This window comes from Pseudoalteromonas luteoviolacea, assembly GCF_021654285.1.
Taxonomy (GTDB): domain Bacteria; phylum Pseudomonadota; class Gammaproteobacteria; order Enterobacterales; family Alteromonadaceae; genus Pseudoalteromonas; species Pseudoalteromonas luteoviolacea_J.
This window is the reverse complement of the sequence record NZ_JAKFZS010000007.1, coordinates 221,159-240,885: the sequence shown is the minus strand read 5'-3', so window position 1 is coordinate 240,885 and position 19,727 is coordinate 221,159. Positions and strand designations below refer to the sequence as shown.

At 40.0% G+C, this 19,727-nt stretch carries 18 protein-coding genes and 4 tRNA genes; 13 read left to right on the top strand and 9 right to left on the bottom strand.

Features of this window, described 5'->3' with window-relative positions; genetic code table 11:
• The first annotated feature begins 167 nt into the window (after positions 1-167).
• Positions 168-2,294: a winged helix-turn-helix domain-containing protein gene (locus tag L1077_RS08660; RefSeq protein ID WP_237136467.1), complete on the top strand. Its 2,127-nt coding sequence runs from the start codon at positions 168-170 to the stop codon at positions 2,292-2,294.
• 181 nt (positions 2,295-2,475) lie between these two features.
• On the opposite strand, the gene L1077_RS08655 is transcribed toward L1077_RS08660, so the two are convergent.
• The 4 genes from L1077_RS08655 to gdhA form a co-directional block, all read right to left on the bottom strand.
• Positions 2,476-2,979 (bottom strand): hypothetical protein, encoded by a 504-nt coding sequence (locus tag L1077_RS08655; protein ID WP_237136466.1) that lies wholly within the window; start codon positions 2,977-2,979, stop codon positions 2,476-2,478.
• A 207-nt stretch (positions 2,980-3,186) separates the two neighbouring features.
• The gene (locus tag L1077_RS08650) at positions 3,187-3,513 is read right to left on the bottom strand and encodes a DUF2834 domain-containing protein (RefSeq protein WP_237136465.1); all 327 of its coding nucleotides are present in this window, start codon (positions 3,511-3,513) and stop codon (positions 3,187-3,189) included.
• A 46-nt stretch (positions 3,514-3,559) separates the two neighbouring features.
• A complete protein-coding gene (locus tag L1077_RS08645; protein WP_237136464.1) occupies positions 3,560-4,294 on the bottom strand; it encodes an alpha/beta fold hydrolase in 735 nt (244 codons plus the stop codon).
• A gap of 82 nt (positions 4,295-4,376) precedes the next feature.
• The gene (gene gdhA / locus L1077_RS08640; protein WP_237136463.1) at positions 4,377-5,720 is read right to left on the bottom strand and encodes an NADP-specific glutamate dehydrogenase; all 1,344 of its coding nucleotides are present in this window, start codon (positions 5,718-5,720) and stop codon (positions 4,377-4,379) included.
• A gap of 572 nt (positions 5,721-6,292) precedes the next feature.
• Between gdhA and L1077_RS08635 the strand changes: the two genes are divergently transcribed.
• Positions 6,293-7,168 (top strand): SDR family oxidoreductase, encoded by an 876-nt coding sequence (locus L1077_RS08635; RefSeq protein ID WP_237136462.1) that lies wholly within the window; start codon positions 6,293-6,295, stop codon positions 7,166-7,168.
• Positions 7,169-7,309: 141 nt separating this feature from the next.
• On the opposite strand, the gene L1077_RS08630 is transcribed toward L1077_RS08635, so the two are convergent.
• Entirely contained in the window at positions 7,310-7,834 is a 525-nt protein-coding gene (locus L1077_RS08630) for a hypothetical protein (RefSeq protein ID WP_237136461.1), read from the bottom strand.
• A 1,143-nt stretch (positions 7,835-8,977) separates the two neighbouring features.
• On the opposite strand from L1077_RS08630, the gene L1077_RS08625 reads away from it, so the two are divergent.
• Entirely contained in the window at positions 8,978-9,784 is an 807-nt protein-coding gene (locus tag L1077_RS08625; protein WP_237136460.1) for a hypothetical protein, read from the top strand.
• A gap of 194 nt (positions 9,785-9,978) precedes the next feature.
• Here the strand turns inward: L1077_RS08625 and L1077_RS08620 are convergent, their stop codons facing one another.
• Both L1077_RS08620 and L1077_RS08615 read right to left on the bottom strand, forming a co-directional pair.
• On the bottom strand, positions 9,979-11,220 hold the full coding sequence (locus tag L1077_RS08620; RefSeq protein ID WP_237136459.1) for an amidohydrolase family protein: 1,242 nt from the start codon (positions 11,218-11,220) through the stop codon (positions 9,979-9,981).
• 10 nt (positions 11,221-11,230) lie between these two features.
• A complete protein-coding gene (locus L1077_RS08615) occupies positions 11,231-12,616 on the bottom strand; it encodes an amidohydrolase (RefSeq protein ID WP_237136458.1) in 1,386 nt (461 codons plus the stop codon).
• A gap of 472 nt (positions 12,617-13,088) precedes the next feature.
• Between L1077_RS08615 and L1077_RS08610 the strand changes: the two genes are divergently transcribed.
• Positions 13,089-13,436 carry a DUF3718 domain-containing protein gene (locus tag L1077_RS08610; protein ID WP_237136457.1) on the top strand — a complete coding sequence of 116 codons (348 nt, stop codon included), beginning with the start codon at positions 13,089-13,091 and terminating at the stop codon, positions 13,434-13,436.
• A 53-nt stretch (positions 13,437-13,489) separates the two neighbouring features.
• Here L1077_RS08610 and L1077_RS08605 read toward each other — a convergent pair whose 3' ends face one another.
• Positions 13,490-14,182, bottom strand: coding sequence for a DUF445 domain-containing protein (locus tag L1077_RS08605; protein WP_237136456.1), 693 nt, complete (start codon positions 14,180-14,182; stop codon positions 13,490-13,492).
• A gap of 126 nt (positions 14,183-14,308) precedes the next feature.
• Between L1077_RS08605 and L1077_RS08600 the strand changes: the two genes are divergently transcribed.
• Together L1077_RS08600 and L1077_RS08595 are read left to right on the top strand one after the other, a co-directional pair.
• Positions 14,309-15,163 (top strand): fructosamine kinase family protein, encoded by an 855-nt coding sequence (locus L1077_RS08600; protein WP_237136455.1) that lies wholly within the window; start codon positions 14,309-14,311, stop codon positions 15,161-15,163.
• Positions 15,164-15,239: 76 nt separating this feature from the next.
• Positions 15,240-15,443, top strand: a complete 204-nt coding sequence (locus L1077_RS08595) for a CPXCG motif-containing cysteine-rich protein (protein WP_023399951.1) — start codon at positions 15,240-15,242, stop codon at positions 15,441-15,443.
• Here L1077_RS08595 and L1077_RS08590 read toward each other — a convergent pair.
• Positions 15,440-16,081: a riboflavin synthase subunit alpha gene (locus L1077_RS08590; protein WP_237136454.1), complete on the bottom strand. Its 642-nt coding sequence runs from the start codon at positions 16,079-16,081 to the stop codon at positions 15,440-15,442. The two genes, L1077_RS08595 and L1077_RS08590, sit on opposite strands and share 4 nt — an antisense overlap.
• A 137-nt stretch (positions 16,082-16,218) precedes the next feature.
• On the opposite strand from L1077_RS08590, the gene L1077_RS08585 reads away from it, so the two are divergent.
• The 7 genes from L1077_RS08585 to L1077_RS08555 all read left to right on the top strand — a co-directional run bounded on the left by L1077_RS08585 (position 16,219) and on the right by L1077_RS08555 (position 19,694).
• Positions 16,219-17,580 (top strand): MATE family efflux transporter, encoded by a 1,362-nt coding sequence (locus tag L1077_RS08585; RefSeq protein ID WP_237136453.1) that lies wholly within the window; start codon positions 16,219-16,221, stop codon positions 17,578-17,580.
• Complete coding sequence (locus tag L1077_RS08580; RefSeq protein WP_237136452.1) at positions 17,549-18,535, top strand: DUF3080 family protein; 987 nt, start codon at positions 17,549-17,551, stop codon at positions 18,533-18,535. Before L1077_RS08585 ends, L1077_RS08580 begins: the two co-directional genes overlap by 32 nt.
• A gap of 101 nt (positions 18,536-18,636) precedes the next feature.
• A tRNA-Val gene (locus L1077_RS08575) sits at positions 18,637-18,713 on the top strand.
• Positions 18,714-18,748: 35 nt separating this feature from the next.
• A tRNA-Val gene (locus tag L1077_RS08570) sits at positions 18,749-18,825 on the top strand.
• 31 nt (positions 18,826-18,856) lie between these two features.
• Positions 18,857-18,933 (top strand) — tRNA-Val (locus L1077_RS08565).
• Between the two features lie 33 nt (positions 18,934-18,966).
• Positions 18,967-19,043: transfer RNA gene (locus L1077_RS08560), tRNA-Val, on the top strand.
• 108 nt (positions 19,044-19,151) lie between these two features.
• Positions 19,152-19,694 carry a hypothetical protein gene (locus tag L1077_RS08555; RefSeq protein WP_237136451.1) on the top strand — a complete coding sequence of 181 codons (543 nt, stop codon included), beginning with the start codon at positions 19,152-19,154 and terminating at the stop codon, positions 19,692-19,694.
• The last annotated feature ends 33 nt before the right edge of the window (positions 19,695-19,727 follow it).

The window sequence follows — 19,727 nt, the reverse complement described above, 5'->3', positions numbered from 1 at the left end:
TTTAATTCAAGAAACTACCAGTAAATACACACTGATTACGACTCTTTCCTAAGCAATTATAAATATATCATTCAACTAGTTACTTGTTTGAATTTTGTATCTAACGTCGGTATTCTGATGGCGTTTCATTCAATAATAAAAAATAAAACAAGTGAAATAGAGGCTCTATGACAAAGCAATATTGGGTTGGTGAATTTTATGTCGACTTATCCAGAAATCAGATCACACAAAATCAACAGCCGCAAGTCGTCGCGCCTAAAGCGTTATCAGTACTGACCTACTTGGCACAAAAACAAGGCAAAGTAGTCAGCCAAGAGGTTCTGCTTTCAAAGGTATGGCCAGATACCGTAGTTTCACCTAACAGTTTACAACGCTGCATTGCACAACTTCGAAAAGCCCTAGGTGATGACGGCAAAGAACAAATCTATATCAAAACCCACTCGAAACAAGGCTATAGTTTAGAGTGTCCGGTTAAATGGCTCAGTGATTCTGAGCAAGCTTCTGCTCAAGTAGACATGAATTCCTCAGATCATCATGTCGCGCCTGATCACTACGAGCAAACCTCTCCTGAGACAGTCTTATATTGGAAAAAAACGCGACTACTACTTTTTATCCTTGTCATACTATGCAGCTTCGTTGGAGTTCACTTTGCAACACAAGATGAACCTCAACTATTTTCCGTAGGTGAAATTCGGGCTCTAACGGCGTCTGACGGTAAAGAATTTGCAAGTATCTACTCGCCAGATGGCAACTATATTATGTTTCACCGCTTTTCAGAAGATGAATGCGTTAATAATATTTGGGCTAAAAACTTAACAACGAAACAAGAGCACAAACTGACAGAGCATATAGACAGCTATGGAAGCCATAGTTTTTCCCCTGATGGCAAAGAGCTTGTGTTTATTCGCACCATGAACTGTGAAAAACCTGTGATACAAAAAAAGTGCTATCAGTTGATGAGTATGGAGTTTGCGAAAGCACTACAAGCACCACAGCCTATGAACATCTTACTCGAGTGTAAAAACTCAGAGATCAGATCACCTCACTGGTTGAACAACAACAATATCGCACTGTTACAACGAGAGTCTACTCAATGGCAGCTAATAAGCTATTCTCCCGAAAAAAATGAAAGCAGTATTATTCATAACGTCACCGATGGGAATATTATCCACTATGATTACTCACCAAAAGACGACTTATTTGCGGTTATCAGCATCCATGCAGACAGCCAGCATTATATAGAAATCCTCACCTCTGGCGGTGAATTACTCTCAAGTAACCCAATTATGTTTACTCCTGAGGCGCGTCGGCATATTAATGTGTATGCCAACTTCTCACCAATTAAAGATCATCTCATTTTTAGTACTGGTCGACAATTTTTCACACTCTCTTATGATGGCTCGTTACACAATGTAAGCATACCACTAGATCAACCTGCCTTCTCCCCGAACTTCCACCCAGATGGCAGCAAAGCGCTGATCATAAAAGGGACTTTTGATTTCGATATTGCCGTAATCCCTTTCGCAAAGCTGTCTAAAGCACACAAGAAATTAGATGACTATATAGTTGCGCGCTCAACGATGTCTGATAACACAGGTATTTTACAACCTAGCGGAAGTCTACTGGCTTTATCGTCAGACCGCTCAGGAGAAGACCAAGTTTGGATCCATGATGGACATACGACAATACAATTATCGAATTTCCCGATAGACAGCGATATATCTGCAATGAAGTGGTCACAGGACGGAGCCGATTTACTCGTGAGTGTTAATAATCAGCTTATACAATTGCAGCTTGATGGTAAGCAAACTCAGCATAACATCCAGCACCCCATTATTGAGCTACTACATTGGGACAAAACACGTCATATCGCGCTGACATTTGCCAACGTACGAGGCACAAAAAAACTAATGGAATACGACCTCATGACAAATGAAACACATCTATTGACTGATAAACGCGTAAACTGGGCCGATAAATCAGAGCAAGGAAAGCTTATTTATACAGACCACATGGATAGGTTTTGGTTAACAGGAGCAATAGAAGCGGAACAAATAACCGCTTTAGATGGGTATGGCGCAGATGAACAACAATTTATCATTAATGAAAACACGATTTTTGGTACTAACAATAAACGCGAGCTGTGGTCATATAATCTAATTAACGGCGAACTAAAAGTGTTAGGAAACCTGCCTAGTAACTTTTCAAATATTAGTGATATAGACAATGAAAAAATTGTAGTCCGAGCTCGAATATCAGCTAAAAAAGAAGTCGTCGAACTCGTAATGAAATAAATAGATTTGTATCGCGTTAACCGATTTTTGGTCAATGAAATTGTTCGTAAAATAAAAAGCACGGTAATAACCGTGCTACATAAAAATATGTTTTAAAAATGCTTAGTTAACCTTTGTAGGCTCATCTATACCTATCATAATGTTAAGCTAAGTTTCATGGACTTATGATTTAAAACTCTGGTTACAACATCTCACTATCAGAACTCAGCTCAGCTAAACGCTTCTCAGCCTTTCTTGTCATAATATTTATACTGCGTTTTGCGCCTGATAAACTGAATCGAGACACCAAAAACTGACCACTTTCCATGGGGATCGCAATACCAAATTGCTTACTGTCTTTGGTGGTTCTTTCAATTTCATCAAAGTCATCAAAAATCATTACATTCTGTTCGTCAATTTCATCACCACAAACAAGGTTAACGTTTAACGACCCAGACTCAGCATTGACAAGTACTGGATAACTCTCACCCTTGTCACACGTAATATCAACACTAAGAAGGTATAGGCATTGCTCGCTATCAAAATAACAATATTTGCCAAAAACATGATCACTATTATTGACCGTGGCTGCAAAATAATGCTCGTCACCACCTGTATTGGTGACCCAGTCTTTATTGGTAGTCTCGTTAGCAAAAGCAGGTAGGCAAATCGATGAGGCAAGTAGCGCAGCAAGTATTCTTCTCATATCAGTAATCCTTTATTAAAATTCCATTGTATATAAAGCAACTATTAAGCTAACTCCATATAAGAAAAATGGAAATACATGATCTTGCAAAGAATGTGATTCTTCATATATAGGTCATATTTTTACTTAATTAGATGGTTGCAGCGTCAGCTTTGCAACAAAACATAGCTTATTATTAAGAGTGAGCTCGGACTTGGACCGCAGCTTTTAGATTTGCACTCTCACCTTTTCCACATGCAGCTCTCTCATTAGCAAAAATAATGGTAATCCAAAAGACACACCTACCATCATGGTGCTAACAATAGGCAACCATAAATGACGAACACCCAGTTTTTTTCCTTCATGAAAAATAAATATAATCAGCACAATCGCAGATACAATCACATCAAGCCAAGCAAAAGAGGCAAGCGGATCAGCGCTTATCTGCTCGTATAATTTAATGAGATCCAAACCATATAAAAATAACCAAGGGGCAAATGCACTGAAAGGCACTATTACGCCCAAAGCGCATAATAAACCATAAATATACTTCACTACAGAATCCTTTTTTAAAAGCATAATAGACAAGACGTCAGTAAATTTAAGATGAAATTAGCCAAGCCTTGATAAGTCCAGCCAGCCTTTGCGGCTTTTCCAGAGGCAGCATATGTCCACTTCCCTCAATTTCAAAAATGTATTCACTCAGATGAGTTTGCTTTATCTTGTTGAACCAACTTTCATTGATGAGCTTATCATTTGTACTGTAGCAAAAATAAATCGGGATCTTCAAACTAAGCAATTGAGTGTGCAAATCTTCTCGAGTAGTTGTGCACTGGTATTGCTCTACGAGTGTTTGTTCGCCAAGCTCTCTATCCATTTGCTTGATTATATTAATAATACCCTCTTTATCAGCACTTGTTATATCTAGTAATGCTTTAGCCTTGAGCGTACTGATCCCTTGGTAATTATTTATTTGAAGATAAGCAAGCGTTGCTTTTCTAGCGTCAATTTCGTGTTTTAGTAGTTGAGTTGGACTATTTGACACAATAAACAAGCGTTTAAAATAACATGGGTGTTTAGTCGCCAAATAGGATGCAATATAACCCCCCATTGAAAAACCCATAAGATTAATCTCTGACAGCGCACTTGGGTCACGTTCATCTAAACTTGTTAGAATAAACGATATCACCCCCTCACACAGTGCATCTAAACTCTGAGTGTTTTGGATAGGACAATGGATTATCTCTATACTTTCTCCAAGCAAAGCACTGAGTTTACTCCAGAGCAGCTCGTTACACATGGTACCGGGAATTGCAAAAACTTTACGACACGACAAAACTAATCCTTTAATTAAAGAAATATCTAAGTGCTGTTATGAAGCTTAAGGCAAGCACGCACCTTAAGCTTTTACCTGAAAACTATACAACACCATACGCGAGCATAGCATCTGCAACTTTAATAAAACCTGCGATATTCGCGCCATCTACATAGTTAACTTGGCCATTTTTACTACCATATTTCACGCACTGGTCATGAATTTGCTGCATTATGTCATGTAACTTTTGCTCTAGCTCCTGCTCAGACCAAGACATACGAATACTGTTTTGCGACATCTCCAATGCAGATACTGCAACCCCACCCGCGTTTGATGCTTTTCCTGGCGCGTACAACACACTGCGCTCAGAAAATATTTGTACAGCTTTTGGAGTACATGGCATATTCGCACCTTCCGAAACCGCAATACAGCCATTGTCAGCCAAAGTTTTAGCATCTTGATCAGTCAGTTCATTCTGAGTCGCGCATGGGAATGCAAGTTCAGCTTGAATATGCCATGGCTTTTTACCTTCGTAAAATTCACAAGTAAACTGTTCAGTCAATACACTAAGACGTTTTCGTTGCCTTGTTTTTACATCTTTAATTATCTCCAGCTTAGCCTGATCTATGCCCTCAGCGACATATAGAGTACCGCTAGAGTCAGACAGCGTGAGTACTTTGCCACCAAGCTGGATAATTTTCTCGGCGCAATGCAATGCAACATTTCCAGAACCTGAAACCAAGCATGCTTTACCCGCTATCTCTTCTTTTTGATGCGCGAGCATCGCTTGCATAAAATAAGCATTGCCATAGCCAGTTGCCTCAGTACGAATTAAGCTGCCACCAAATTCAAGCGACTTGCCAGTTAACACGCTTTCAAACTGATGCGTTAACCGTTTATATTGGCCAAAAAGATAGCTGATCTCTCTAGACCCAACACCAATATCACCAGCAGGTACATCCATATTTGGCCCAATGTGTTGATAGAGCTGCGTCATAAATGATTGGCAAAAACGCATGATCTCGCGATCTGACTTCCCTTTAGGGCTAAAGTCTGAGCCACCTTTGCCTGCACCTATTGGTAATGTTGTTAAGCTGTTTTTAAATGTTTGCTCAAACCCTAAAAACTTTAAAACGCTCAAATTAACTGAAGGGTCAAAACGAAGCCCTCCTTTATACGGTCCAATTGAGTTATTAAACTGAACCCGATACCCACGATTTATACGAATATTACCGTCGTCGTCTTCCCATGAAACTCTAAATGAAACTACTTTGTCCGGCTCAGTCATTCGTTCAAGAATATGCGCCAATTTATACTGAGGGTTTTTATTAATGAAGGGAATTACAGACTCCGCCACCTCTTTTACTGCTTGATGAAACTCAGGTTCATGTGGGTTACGCTTTATAAGTCCTTCCATAAAGTGTTCAAGTGTCAAATCATCGTACATATTTCTACCTTTTAGCAGTTAAAATAGCCGTATTATTGATATAAACGACTTTTCAATATTTGGTATTAATAAGGTTACCTCAGTATAGCTATTACAACTTCTTGAGTTTTTCGAACATGTCATTCGTAAAATCAGATTAAGTACAGCAAGAACTGAGTAAACATCATGTTTAAAATATAGCCTGTATTGCGGCTTGTTTTATATGACCGGAGAGCAAGTAATCTGCATTCAATCAAATTGATCTCTCGACACTTATATAACAACAGTATTTATCTTTTATTGAAAACTAAGACAATAAACCGGCTTTTTATCTCGTGACGAGAAACCTATAACGATTACGCCACCGCCTCTCATACACTTTGTATAAGTAATGCTTTTGTGACAGCGTTCAAAGCCCTTGTACCATTCCCCGCAAAACGATAAGCAGGTGATGCGTTTCAAAAAGCCTATAAAAAAACAAAACACTCCAGATAAACGAATGAATAGCGCTAATTTAAGAAATATTCAATCTAAAAAATTAAACATAAGATAGCTCCATCAAAGCAAAAACTAAATCAATTGGAGAAATACTTATGTCTAATATTCTTATCATCGGTGCTGCTGGCCTAAACGGTATTGCAACTATCAAAGCCCTTTTCGCAAAAACGAACCTACAAGACACCATTATTGCTGGCGTACGAAGTAATGAAAAAGCCCAAGCGCTAAAAGTCCAGTTTCCTGACCTTGAAACTCGCATTATGAATATTGAACAGCCAGATACACTAGCCGCATCAATGCAAGATGTAGATAAAGTCTTTTACATTACAGGAAATATATTTGAACGTGAGCAACATGCCAAATTGGTTATTGACGCAGCTGTCGCATCTCAATCAGTTAAGGACTTTGTGTTTTACTCGGTATTTGGCGCAGAATATGAGGCGATTTTGTTTGGCCGCCAATTCCGCTTTGGAGAAAAGTACTTAGAGAGATCAGGGCTCAACTGGACGCATCTACGTACTATTTTCTTTCAAGATAATTTATTTGGTTGGTCCGATGGTATCAAACAAGGGGCACTTTACCTTGGTACCGGAGAAGGTAAATTCGCACCTCTACTGGTGTCTGACATCGGCGAAATTGCAGCCAATGTTTTAACATCAAACGGACACAAAAATAAAACTTACAATATCACTGGGCCTGAGTTATTAAGTGGTATGGATATAGCCAATGCTTTCAGTGAGGCGTTAAACACAGAAATCACCCATATCTCACCAGATAATAAAACCACTTTGGCTTCATTACTTGATACAGGTTGGCCACAATGGCAAGCAGAGGGGTTAGTTGAACTATTTAACTTATTCGCTGATAACCATGCAGCTGTTGTCAGCCCTGATGGTGAGGCACTACTTGGTAGACCGCTGACGACACTTAAACAATTTATCGAACAAAACCGTGCGGCATTTAGCTCATAGTATTTTAAGTGAGTATATTTAAATGATGTGATGTAAAAACGTACTTTAAATTGCCTCAAAAAACTACAAAAAGTCGCCTACTCAGCTTAAATATCAGCAGTGGCGACTTCTTAGGTGAATAGCTTTAGCACTTTAAGTGTGCTAGCAAGAGGACTTGTTGAGGTTTTCTAACTTTTTAAGCAATAAATTGATATAACCTCTGCACAAAAGCACGACATAGATAAACACGAACGTATTTGTCATGTGCAGTAGTAACCAGACTTGCTCAAAGTTAAACAGATATCCAACCATTTGCACAATACCAGCCAATGAGAAGACAGAATAAAATGCAATCAATAACCTATGAGGAATAAGCCCATACTTTGCATCTTTCAGAGAAAGCAGAAACGCTTGATCCGACCAGCAAGCTCTGACTACATTGGCTTGATAAAAAAGGATCTGAGTTAGATACAAGGCTCCTACCGCAGATGTTACCCCTGCATCATCGACTAATCGATATGAAAAAAACAAAACAAAGGGTAAAAAGTGAGTAAGTGTTCGCCAAAAACCTGTATATGTATTCGTCAAAGCTTGCCTGTAGCGTACAATTAAAGGCCCTAGCAATAATGGGGATGCATGGATAAATGCGATAGCAAACCATGGGATCTCAAACTCTTGTAAACTCATAAGCTCCACAGCAGGTGATAAAACCATAAGCCAACACAATGCAAGTTCAAGCCGTTGAAACTTTGGTAAGCCTTGTTGTATCGATATCAAGGAAACCGTAATCAAAAAAACAATGACAACACTTGATAAATAACCAATTTGTAAAACATCTACCAACACACTTTAAAACCTCGACATTCTTTACTTCTAAAAGTCACCTACTAACCTGTGTTTAATGTAGCTTTTAGTCACAGGTTTTCAAATTGAGCACCTGAAACAGCTCATTTCCAATTGTGACTCACACAGCTCACTTTACTAATAATTTAAATGCGTGTCATTAACATTAGCAAAATACACCTAGAACACATAATTGAATCACTCTTAAATTTATTTTTTAGGTACTCTAAACCCGTTTCTCAGAAAACTTTTATCCTTTCTATATCCATCAGTTGATCCGGCTAAAATTACGATAACAGCCTTGTTTTTTAAAGTCTGCTGACGTTAAAAGTAGACTTAGATCAAATTTAAATTTATTTTTTAATTTTTTATAAATTAATTTTTCGCATCAATCAGCACATTTTAACAAGCAAAAAATTCCATTTTCATAAACCACTTTTTTGCAATAGCACAATTATTAAACACACCACGTTAGTTTGAATAAACTTCAGCGCACTTAAACTCTAGACACCTAAGAAGCAGGAATACATTTATACCCATATATTTTAATTATTTATACCCACCAAAAACATTTTCATAATAGTCAAAAACCACATTATTGGAATATAAAATACATTATAAAAGAACAGTGCATAAATAAAATATTTATTATTTTCAAATTTCACATATGAAAATAATCATCAGATACCACCTGTTCCTAAGGGGTTTACACACCAAAATTTAGTCGCTAGCTTATTTAGCAATCAGCAACGGTTGAAGTTAAGAAGCCAATATTTTAGAGCCCAGCTAACAGCAGGTTTCTTTCTCAATCGCTCGTTTGTATATGACAACATTTTAAATGCTGTAGATATCAACACTTGCTGATAACAAAGAATTCGACGCATGAATAAATTTATATTCAAGGTGGGCAAATCCAATTAGGGAATACATCTGCGTCAGGCAATCAATCAGGAAAAATACATCCTGTAAAATATAATGGAGTTACCAATGAAACTTAAATTACTCGCAGCGCTTACATCTGGCCTATTAGCTACTTCTGCATTTGCTCAAACAGTTGTACAAGACTTAGATGGTTATAACAGAACAACAGTATACGCAAATGGCGCTGTTGACCGTATCGTAACTGACTCTTTAAGTGCACGTAGCTATGAAGCGTGGATTTATTTCAGAGAGTCTGGTTCAGAATGTACGACAGGTACAATTTTTGACGAAGTAACAGGTCAAACATACGGCTCTGTACAGTTCGGTACTGCAGGTCCAGGTGCTGCGCGTGTTGATACAGTTCACTTCAATGGTGGCTTCTCTGATGAGCAAGTAAAACGCAATCGTGTACTTGCATTAAACTGTCAAAACATCGAAGGTGAGCAGTTCAAGGTATATCACAAATTCTCCGCATTACCTGTGATTACATGGGATACTAGCCTAGCTGGTGTTGGCGAATATAAAATGCCTGACTGTACAGGTGCAAGCTCACACTGTGGCGGTCGTGGTTGGTACGAGCAAGTAAGCTATACATCATCACTACACATTGATAACAAAAACGAAGATACTTACTGTACTGCTACCATGAATGACGGCTTCACTTCACGTGTATTCAATGGTTACGATAGCACGCCGCTATTCCACACTAACCATTATGGCCTTGAAAACGCAGTATACGATTACTCTGGCCCAGCGTTCAGACAAGTTGTTACGTGCCACAGCCCTGTAGGTCAAATTCAACGCACACAAGTGTGGGTTGTTTCAGGTGAAAACGATATCAACCTTGAAGTAGATTACACTGTATATAAGTAATCCATACTTCTAAAACCTCAAAAGAAGTGCCTAGCACTTCTTTTTCTATTTCAGCCCTCAGTACTTGCCTAAATACCATAAAATCAAAAGTGTAATTGTATTTCACCTCACAGCATCTATAAGTGAAAGCAATCGCTCAATGACGCGCCAATAAAAAAGGCGCCAACAGGCGCCTCTATTCATCATTTACAAATTTACTTTGTATAGCCACGCGGCATCGATGTATCTTTGGTGTAACGCTCTGTCAATTTGTCATGACGAGACTCTGTGGTTACTTGCTCACCATTAATCCAAATAGTGTCAACGCGTGTACTGAACTCGAACGGATCAGCTGTCCAAAGTACAACGTCAGCGCGTTCACCTTTAGCAATCTTACCACCTTCGATACCAAACGTGTCAGCGACATTTACTGTCATCGCTTTTAAAGCACCGTCATGTGACATGCCATTTGCTACAGCAATACCTGCATTGAAGCGCATCTGATAAACATTATGGCTACCATCACCTGCAACATTTAAAATGACTTTAACACCTGCTTTTTCAAGTGTACCCGCATTACCTAAATGTGCATGTAGTGCATCAAAACCAGTTGGTAAGTTAGACACCGAGCTCACGATCACCGGTACTTTTGCTTTCGCCAACTCTTCTTTTACCAATACAGCATCGTCTGCACCGTAAATGACAAGGTTTAGCCCGAACTCTTCTTTTAGCTTGATTAGTTCAAGTAGTTGTGAAGCACGTGATGCTGACGCGACGACTGGCAGCTTGCCATTTAATACGTCAATCAATAGCTTTTCTTCAGATGAAGGATCTTTATCTGCTTTTTTGTCTTTTTTCGCTGTTAGCTTTTTCTTTTGCTCAGATAACTTTTTAGCAAACGCTTGAACAGCTGCTGCACGAGAGCCATCACCACTTGCTGCTCCTAAGTCGACGATAAGCGCAGTTTTACGGTCTGTAACACTACCAAACTCACCTGATAGATCAGCAACAAAGCCAAGACCCATAAACACACCACTTTCACCCCAAGGCAATGATGGAATGCTCAAGTTTTGCGTCACGCCGCCTTTTCTTGCGTAAGGGATCAAGCTAGAGCGCGGATTAAACGCCGTGCTTGGATCAAACTCAAGACCTGATTTGTCGTACGCATCAACTGAGCGAGAAACCGCACCGACTTCAACTAAACCTAGGTGATTCATTGTACCTATAAGGCCAGGTGTCAACACTTTGCCTTGTGCGTCAACAGTCACATCAGCGTTAAATGACTTCGGATTTAGGGCTGTAATTTTGCCATTTTCAATCAGTACAGTTGCGTTTTCTAGTACACCCTGCTTTGTTTGCGTGTGTACAGTCGCATTTGTAATCGCTGTTACTTGCGCAAATACCGCTGATGAGCTCAGTAATGCACCAGTTAGAATAGATAATTTAAACTTGTTCATTGTGGCTCCCCTAGCGCTGACCTAACATAAAATCACTAACTGCTTGGTACTTACTATCATGGCGGTCATACACTTTTGCACCATCAATAAATACTGTTTCAGCTTTTGAATACACGCTAAATGGACTTTGGTCCCAAATAACAACATCCGCTTGTTTGCCAGTTGCAATTGAACCTGTCAAATCTTCAATGCCCAGTGATTTTGCTGCGTTGTAAGTGATCCACTTAATTGCATGCTCTTCTTTGATATCAAAACCAACTTCATTTGCTGAATACATCACTTTTGCAGCTTCATGATTCAAGCGCTGAATGGTTGTATCAGAGTCAGAGTGAATAACTGCACAAGAGTTTTTGGCTGCATCTACAATGGCGACATTTTCAAGTGACATGTCATATGCTTCCATCTTAAAGCCCCACCAATCTGGCCAAAGTGCAGCACAGTTACCATTCTCGCCTAGTAAGTCTGCAATTTTGTATGCTTCAATACCGTGGTGGAAGGTACCTGCGTGATAACCAAACTCGTTAGAAAGGTCAATCATCATGGCCATTTCTTCAGCTTTGTAACAGTGGTTATGAATTAAGATTTCACCGTCAAGTACGCCGCGTAGCGTATCTAGCTTAATATCACGATGTGGTGCATCTGGGTTTAAGCCCGCAGTGTATTCTGCATCGTACTGTTCCCAAGCACGCTTATATTCTGTCGCTTCAATCCAAGCTTCACGGTAGCCTGCCATGTTACCCATACGTGTTTTTGGTGCAACACCTTGACCACCGTATACACGTTTAGGGTTTTCACCACACGCCATTTTCAGACCGTATGGGGCTTCAGGAAACTTCATGCCTTGCATAGTTTCTGATGGTACGTTTTTAAGCGTTACCGCTCGTCCACCAAACAAGTTTGCAGAGCCTGGTAAAATTTGTAATGACGTAATACCGCCTTCACGTGCACGGTTAAAACCAGGGTCTTGTGGCCATACCGAATGCTCAACCCATACTTGTGCAGTATTAGGGTGGATCATTTCATTACCATCTTGGTGAGACTCAACACCTGGGTTTGGATAAGCACCCAAGTGTGAATGGTTATCGATAATACCAGGTGTTACCCATTTGCCAGCTGCGTCAATTGTTGTATCAGCATTCACTGATAAGTCTTTGCCTACTTGGCTAATTTTACCATCAACAATGTAAACATCAGCGTCGTTGATTCTTTCACCTGTGCCCGTTAACACTGTCGCATTAGTAATTAATGTACTTGTCGTTGAATGAGGCTGGTAAGTGCTTGGATATGGATTTTTCTCGATTGTGACTTTATCTTTTTGAGGACCAGTGTCTTGCTGGCATCCTAAAAGAGCGGTGCTTAGAGCAAGCACGATCACAGAGGGTTTGAACATATTCATATTTTCGTCTCTGTAGTTTTTGTGACTGTAGTTATCAAAGAGACTGTAGCGAAATTTCACAAAAATTTCGATGTAAAAACCTCAAAATGCCATAAATTACGATAAATTACGTGAGAAATTGCAATATTGTATAACAAACAGGCACGCCCTTTCTGTTTTATAAGCAAATAACATACACACTTGGACACACTTATACATACTTTTGAAATAGGTTTTAATAAAAATAGGAAAAGTCGCTAAAAGCGTTAAAACATATCGATATTGAACTGTTAACCAAATTTTATTTGTAATTTTTTCGGCGGTTATGAAACAAATATGAGGTGTTTTTTCATTTAAGTTAGATGGACTTACAGTTGCAATAATACAAATACATAATTCCTTACATTCGTACAATCTTCCCTTACAGCATTTTATGCCGTTCAGGCCAATACTCTAGAGGAATCGCACTTAACGACCTGCTTGGAGAACAACGATGAAAGTATTTTTAACTGCTGCACTCACTGCGCTAGTATCTATGTCAAACGCACATGCTGTTGAATTTGTTGCCGCTGACGACAGTCATGCAACCGAACTTTGCATGGCATTCGCATCGGACCGCCCACATGTGATGTTGGCAGCAATGCGCGGACAACAAACCGCTAAAACACGTATCACCAGTAAACTAGAATGTAATGACATGAGTTTAGATGAATTCGCGCAAACTTATAGCCTTACTCGCAATGCCAAGTTTATGAAAATTGACTTAGAAACCAAAACTTCGATTAAAGACATTGCAAAAGTAGAACCTACAATGCCCGTTGTTTTATCAGGCTCTAAATAATGAGAGTAAGAGGTGTGCATTAAAAACAAGTAATGCACACCACATTGACTGCGTTATAAAACGCTTGCTAATAAACCAAAAGCACCACCAAATACACCTCCCCACACAACCAACCAGCCCAGATGTGTGTGGATCATGTTTTGAACAATGTTTTTCACCATGACCGGCGTTAACTCATTTAGCCTTTCATCAACGGCATGTTCAATGGCAATTCGGATCGAGTCTAAAGACTGCCCATTGGTTAACACCCCCGAAATTTTATCTTTGAACTCTGGCTGCTCACTCATTTCACGCAACGCTTCTTTCATTTTTTCAGTAAAAGTATCGCGCATTGGCTCGATGGCCTCTTTGCCACCCACCATGGCTAGCATTGCACCAAACTGTGAGCCTTCGATAACTTGCACCAACTTATTAAAAGCAATCGATAAGTCTGCATGCTCAATGACTGGGTTTAAGTCTATGTCGATTTGATTTTTTTCGGCGAAGCTTTTGAGCTTATCTTGATTGAAAAACTCGTCTAATATGAGCTCTTTAATGGCAATTTTAAACTCTTTAAATTTTATTGTTATAACACCAGAACCATACAGCCCGGGTACTTTTTCAAATAGCATATGAACCGCAAGCCAATTGGTTACAGCACCAGAGAGGGCAAACAAGCCCATAGTAAAAACTAAATCGTGATCTAAAGCATAACCAAACGCGACCAATGCAGCCGCAATCAGGTTTGTGATAACACTTTTATTCAATGTGAACATCCAAAACATTTCAAAACTGTGGCTATTCTATTCGATTTAAATTTGCACTCAAGTATTTGTGTTATAGCCAAAATCGATCATAGTTAGATAAAGTGCTCACACCCCACCGGGCTGACTATGTGGAACCTAGTAAACCAGTACATTAGTGAAGCGATTCACGACAATTTTGAATTTACTCGCAAAACACAGCTACCCAGCAACCACAAGTCGAAAAACTACCAAATTGAAAACGACAGGCACCGCTTTTTAGTAAAAGTGGACCATATCAGTGCGTTAGAACGCTATGAGTGTGAAGCCGATAATCATGCATTACTCACCAGAGACAGTGACTTTTTGGTCGCCGATCCCATCACCATAGGGTCAAGCCTTGAGTATTGCTTCAGCGTTTATGAGTGGCTGCCCTCTCAACCAGATAAAGAGGACTGGTATTTATGCGGTCAAACGCTTGCCAAAATGCACAGCAGGCACGAACAGGAAATGTTTGGCTTTGAGCAAGATAACTATATTTTAGGCTTGGTCCAACCTAACCAGTGGCATAAAAAGTGGTCCGTGTTTTTTGCCGAAGAGCGGATCGCATGGCAATTACAATTACTGCATGAAAAAGGCATAGAGCTCATAGAGATAGATTATTTTGTCGAATACATTAAGCCGCTAGTAAATCACCCTGTTCAACCCTCATTGTTACATGGGTTTTTCTGGCGCGGTAACATTGCTTTTTCAAACGATAAGCCAAGCGTTTATTGTCCAGCCTGTTACTACGGCGATAGAGAGGTAGATATTGCAAATAGTGAGCTATTTGCACAACTGCCTGATGCGTTTTATGCAGGATATGAGGAAGCGTATCCAATAGACAAAGGCTACCAACAGAGAAAGCCGATTTATCAATTATATAGCTTACTTTGCCATGCAAATGTCTTTGCTGGTGACTACCTCACCCAATCAAAACAGCAAATTGAGCTCATCTTAAAATAGCTGTCATCGCGCGGTAATAATTGCAAAAACTGCTATAGTTAATAGTGGAATTCAAGGCGGTTGTTGGAGCCATATTATGAAGCAGCTGTATAACCAAAGGATCAGCTGCCCCCACTGTGGTCATCATATTTTTGTTGATTTAGATATCAGTGAGGGCGACCAAGATTTTTATGAAGATTGCGCCGCATGTTGCAATCCAATTCATTTGAACATGCACATAGACGAAGCAATCAACAAATTGGAATTACGAATTGACAGTGACGACGAGCAAATTTTTTAGCCCATTGGGCTTAAGGTGTTTTTACGCAAATAATGCTCAACCGTGTTGACGATGGTGTAGGTTTGCTGATCGACCTCAATGTTGAGCTTATCACCTGATTGAATCTTGCCGATATTAGTGATCGCAAGCGTTTCAGGAATTAAATGTAACCAAAAGCCTTGCTCGTCCACTTCGCCGACAGTTAAGCTCGCGCCATTAACAGATATAAAACCTTTATAAAAAACATATTTTGACCAGTTAGCATCTAACAGCAATTTTATTTTTACATTGTCCGCTGTTTTAATCACGCTATCTACAATCGCCATATCATGGATATGCCCAGAGACTATATGCCCACCTAGCTCTGTGCCAAAAGTGACTGAGCGTTCAAAATTTACTTTATCACCACATTTAAGTAAGCCTAAGTTGGTTAACTTTAATGACTCATCAATGACGTCAAAGCTGACTTGACCAACCACATCAGACTGACTAGCCTCAAATTGCACGACGGTTAGACAGCAGCCATTCACTGCGATACTGGCACCAATGGTAAGTTGCTGTAAATGCTCGTTGCCAACAGATAAGACTAAACGCATAACGCCATCATTTAATGATGCGCTAACCACAGACGCTTGAGTTTGAACAATTCCAGTAAACATGTTTTTTCCGAGGTAAAAATTATGCCGCCATTCTACCTGATGCCCTGCTCCGTCGAAACATATTTACACACTTATTTCGTAGATAAAAATGACAAACTTCAATAGAATGCCTTTTTTTAGAAATACTGAGTTTTAAGATGAAGTTTGAACTCTGGGAAGCCAAAAAGTTAATTAGACTTGCCACACCCGTTCTATTAGCCCAAGTGACTCTCGTGATGATGTCTGTTGTCGATACCATGATGGCAGGACAAGTGAGTCCAAACGACTTGGCTGCGCTCTCAATTGCAACTGGCGCACTCAACCCCTTGATGTTTTCTTTACAGGCTATTTTATTAGCGCTTACCAGTATGGTTGCCCATAGCGTCGGCGCCAATGATCAAGACAGTATAAAACGATATTTTCAACAAGGTTTATACTTGGCATTGATGCTGTCCTCATTAGGGTTTATTGCCAGTTATTTCACTCCCTATTTATTTGCCAGTACCGGCGCAAGCCCTGAAATTGCCCAAATGGCACAAGATTATATCGATTATGTTAAATATGGTCTCGTCGCGTTTTTAGTCTTCTCAGTGTACCGAAATGTCACCGAGGGTATGGGCAATACTAAAGTAGCTTTTTATATCGGCTTACTCGGTTTGGGGATAAATGTTATCGCCAACTACATCTTTATTTATGGCAAGTTAGGCATGCCTGCCTTAGGTGGTGCCGGATGTGGTGTTGCCACCAGCATTGTTATTTGGACTATGGCCATTGCACAAATTTGCTATAGCCTGAAAAGCAAAGAGTTAAAAGGCAAATGGCTGATCAGTGATTTTATGAAGCCGCACAAAGAAACCATTTTGCAGATAGCCAAACTCGGGTTGCCTATCTCATTTGCTACTTTTTTTGAAGTGACGTTATTTGCGTGTATCCCATTATTTATTGCTGATTTAGGTGCTGTTGCCGTATCTGGGCATCAGGTTGCTGCGAGTGTAACCATGATCTTGTTTATGTTGCCGCTTAGTTTATCTATGGCTATCGGTATTAGGATTGGCAATATCAGCGGACAAAACAACATTGAACGTTTGGTCAACGCAACCTACACCAGCTTTATATTGGCCGTTGGTGTTGCAGCCATTGTTGCTTTAGGTACCTATCTGATCAGACATGACATCAGTTGGCTTTATACACAAGAAAAAGAAGTCGCCATGCTCGCATCGAGTATAATTATACTCGCCTGTGTTTATCAGTTACCTGATGCACTGCAAGTGTCTGCAAATGGCGTTTTACGTGGCCTAAGATACACAAAGCCTATTACTGGAGTAACGTTTATCTCATACTGGGTAATCGGCTTTACGCTTGGATACGTATTAGCAAAAACAGACCTAATAGTACCAGCCATGGGACCGACTGGCTTTTGGGTTGGTATCATTGTTGGTCTCACAGTGGCTGCTGTGCTACTGATATATTTTGTGAGGAGAAAACTCGTTGAAATGCAAACTGCTGCTCTTAGCACTTAGCACGGTTTTGTTTGGGTGCACACCAGCACCCAGTGACACAAACCAAACGTATACAGAACGCCTTGGCAAGGTGTTCAATACCGACGGGTTATCTATCGGATCGCTGAGTGTGCTGCCACACTCAGCCATCAACAAACCAAAAGCCAGCTACTCCATCTCCGTCATAGATCTTGCCAAACTCGGGCATTGCCGTGTTTCTACACATATTGCCAATCATAATAATCAATTAGGCAAGCTCGCTAAGCCCAGCGAACAATTTAAATATAACCTTAACTTTATACGTTATGCGCAAGCATGTATTGATGACGATAGAACATCACAAGATGTGCAGCAAGCCTTAAACCTTGCAAGGCAGGAGAAGCTTGCGCAGCTCTACCCCATGCTGGCTTACGTATTTTCCCATGAAAAAGAATTGAATCAGTTTTATACACTGACCTTCAGTGAAGTTCAGCGTGAGACTAGCCAAGGGGAAATTCATGCCTTGGAAGCGCTAAATACGCTAAGCAGCTTAATAGATAGCTTAAGTGAACCAAACAAAGCCGATGGCGAGATGCTGACAGACGCCCTTGAGAAACTAAATAACAATAATTATGTGCAAAGCCTCATCACCAGTACCCGATCCCAAATTGCTTGGAATCAGACAACCACAACGTGGCTCAACTCGTTAGATTTAGAGCATAAAGTCTGTCCTGCTGGGAAAAACAAAAAGCGCGCTCAAGTACTCAACAATGTATTTCAAAAGTTCTACATTCAAGATATTCAAGCGTATCAATCACAACTGGTTAAACGTTTACATGATGTGGAGCCCCACTTTGAAACTTTCTCACATAAATTTGGCCAACAAGACTACCCTAACATCATCACACCTTTATTAGTGGAGTTAAAGCAATCAGCAAAGGAGCACGTTTTTTGGTGGCAAAACTTCTACAAAGTGTGCAAAGTTAGTCCGTTGTGATCGAAAAAACCGCAGACAAACAAAAATTTAGCAAAGATACTTGATCCATTTCGCAGAGCACTATATATTAGCCGCCGTTGCCAAGAAACACGGCACACTGTACGACCGTAGCTCAGTTGGTTAGAGCACCACCTTGACATGGTGGGGGTCGGTGGTTCGAATCCACTCGGTCGTACCAACTTAATTTAGTTAAGTGTAAAATACTTATATGATACGACCGTAGCTCAGTTGGTTAGAGCACTACCTTGACATGGTAGGGGTCGGTGGTTCGAATCCACTCGGTCGTACCAACTTTAGCTAAATTAAGTCAATCTCTATAGTACGACCGTAGCTCAGTTGGTTAGAGCACCACCTTGACATGGTGGGGGTCGGTGGTTCGAATCCACTCGGTCGTACCAACTTAACCTTGTTAAGTAACACACATCTATAGTACGACCGTAGCTCAGTTGGTTAGAGCACTACCTTGACATGGTAGGGGTCGGTGGTTCGAATCCACTCGGTCGTACCAAATTGTTTTATTCCCTTATCTTATTGCAACTTCACATTTATATTAATAAATGCAAAAATAGCGTGTTTCGTATTTTCTGCCTTTTACATAATAAATCTGGAAGCATTTTTGGCAAGACCATCATTAGAAGACAAGATCAATGGTAACGCTCACATTATCGTGAGGCGAGCCAAGCTCATCCTTGCAGCCAGTTTATTTACGTTCGCTTTATTCAAGTTTATCTTTTCGCTTGATAGTTTTGAGAGAAAATCTGTTCTTCAACAAAAGTATCATAGTATATCAAGCACCGTCACAGAACTTACCTGCTGTAACCCTAAAAAGGGAAGCTCCCGTTATGGTTCAGCAGGTACTATCAACCTATTACTTCAAGGTGCACCTCGTAAACTCTGGATCTCGCTACACGAAGTTATCCCTTCAAATACTTGTACAAAACTCAAAGATTACATTCGAGTTGGCGACAGATTGAACCTAAAAATTACACAAAGTGGGAACCAAATTACCTACATGGAAAATAACGGGACTGTTCTATATCGGTTTGAATCTTATATGCATAAAAAAGAAAACCAGCATGATTTAGCAAAGTACCTTTGGGTCTGTGTGATGATTATAAGTACCTTTATGTTTATCGGGTGGAATAAAAAAAATAGCTAGGCACTTAACCTGTTAGGGTAACTGCGCCTGTTG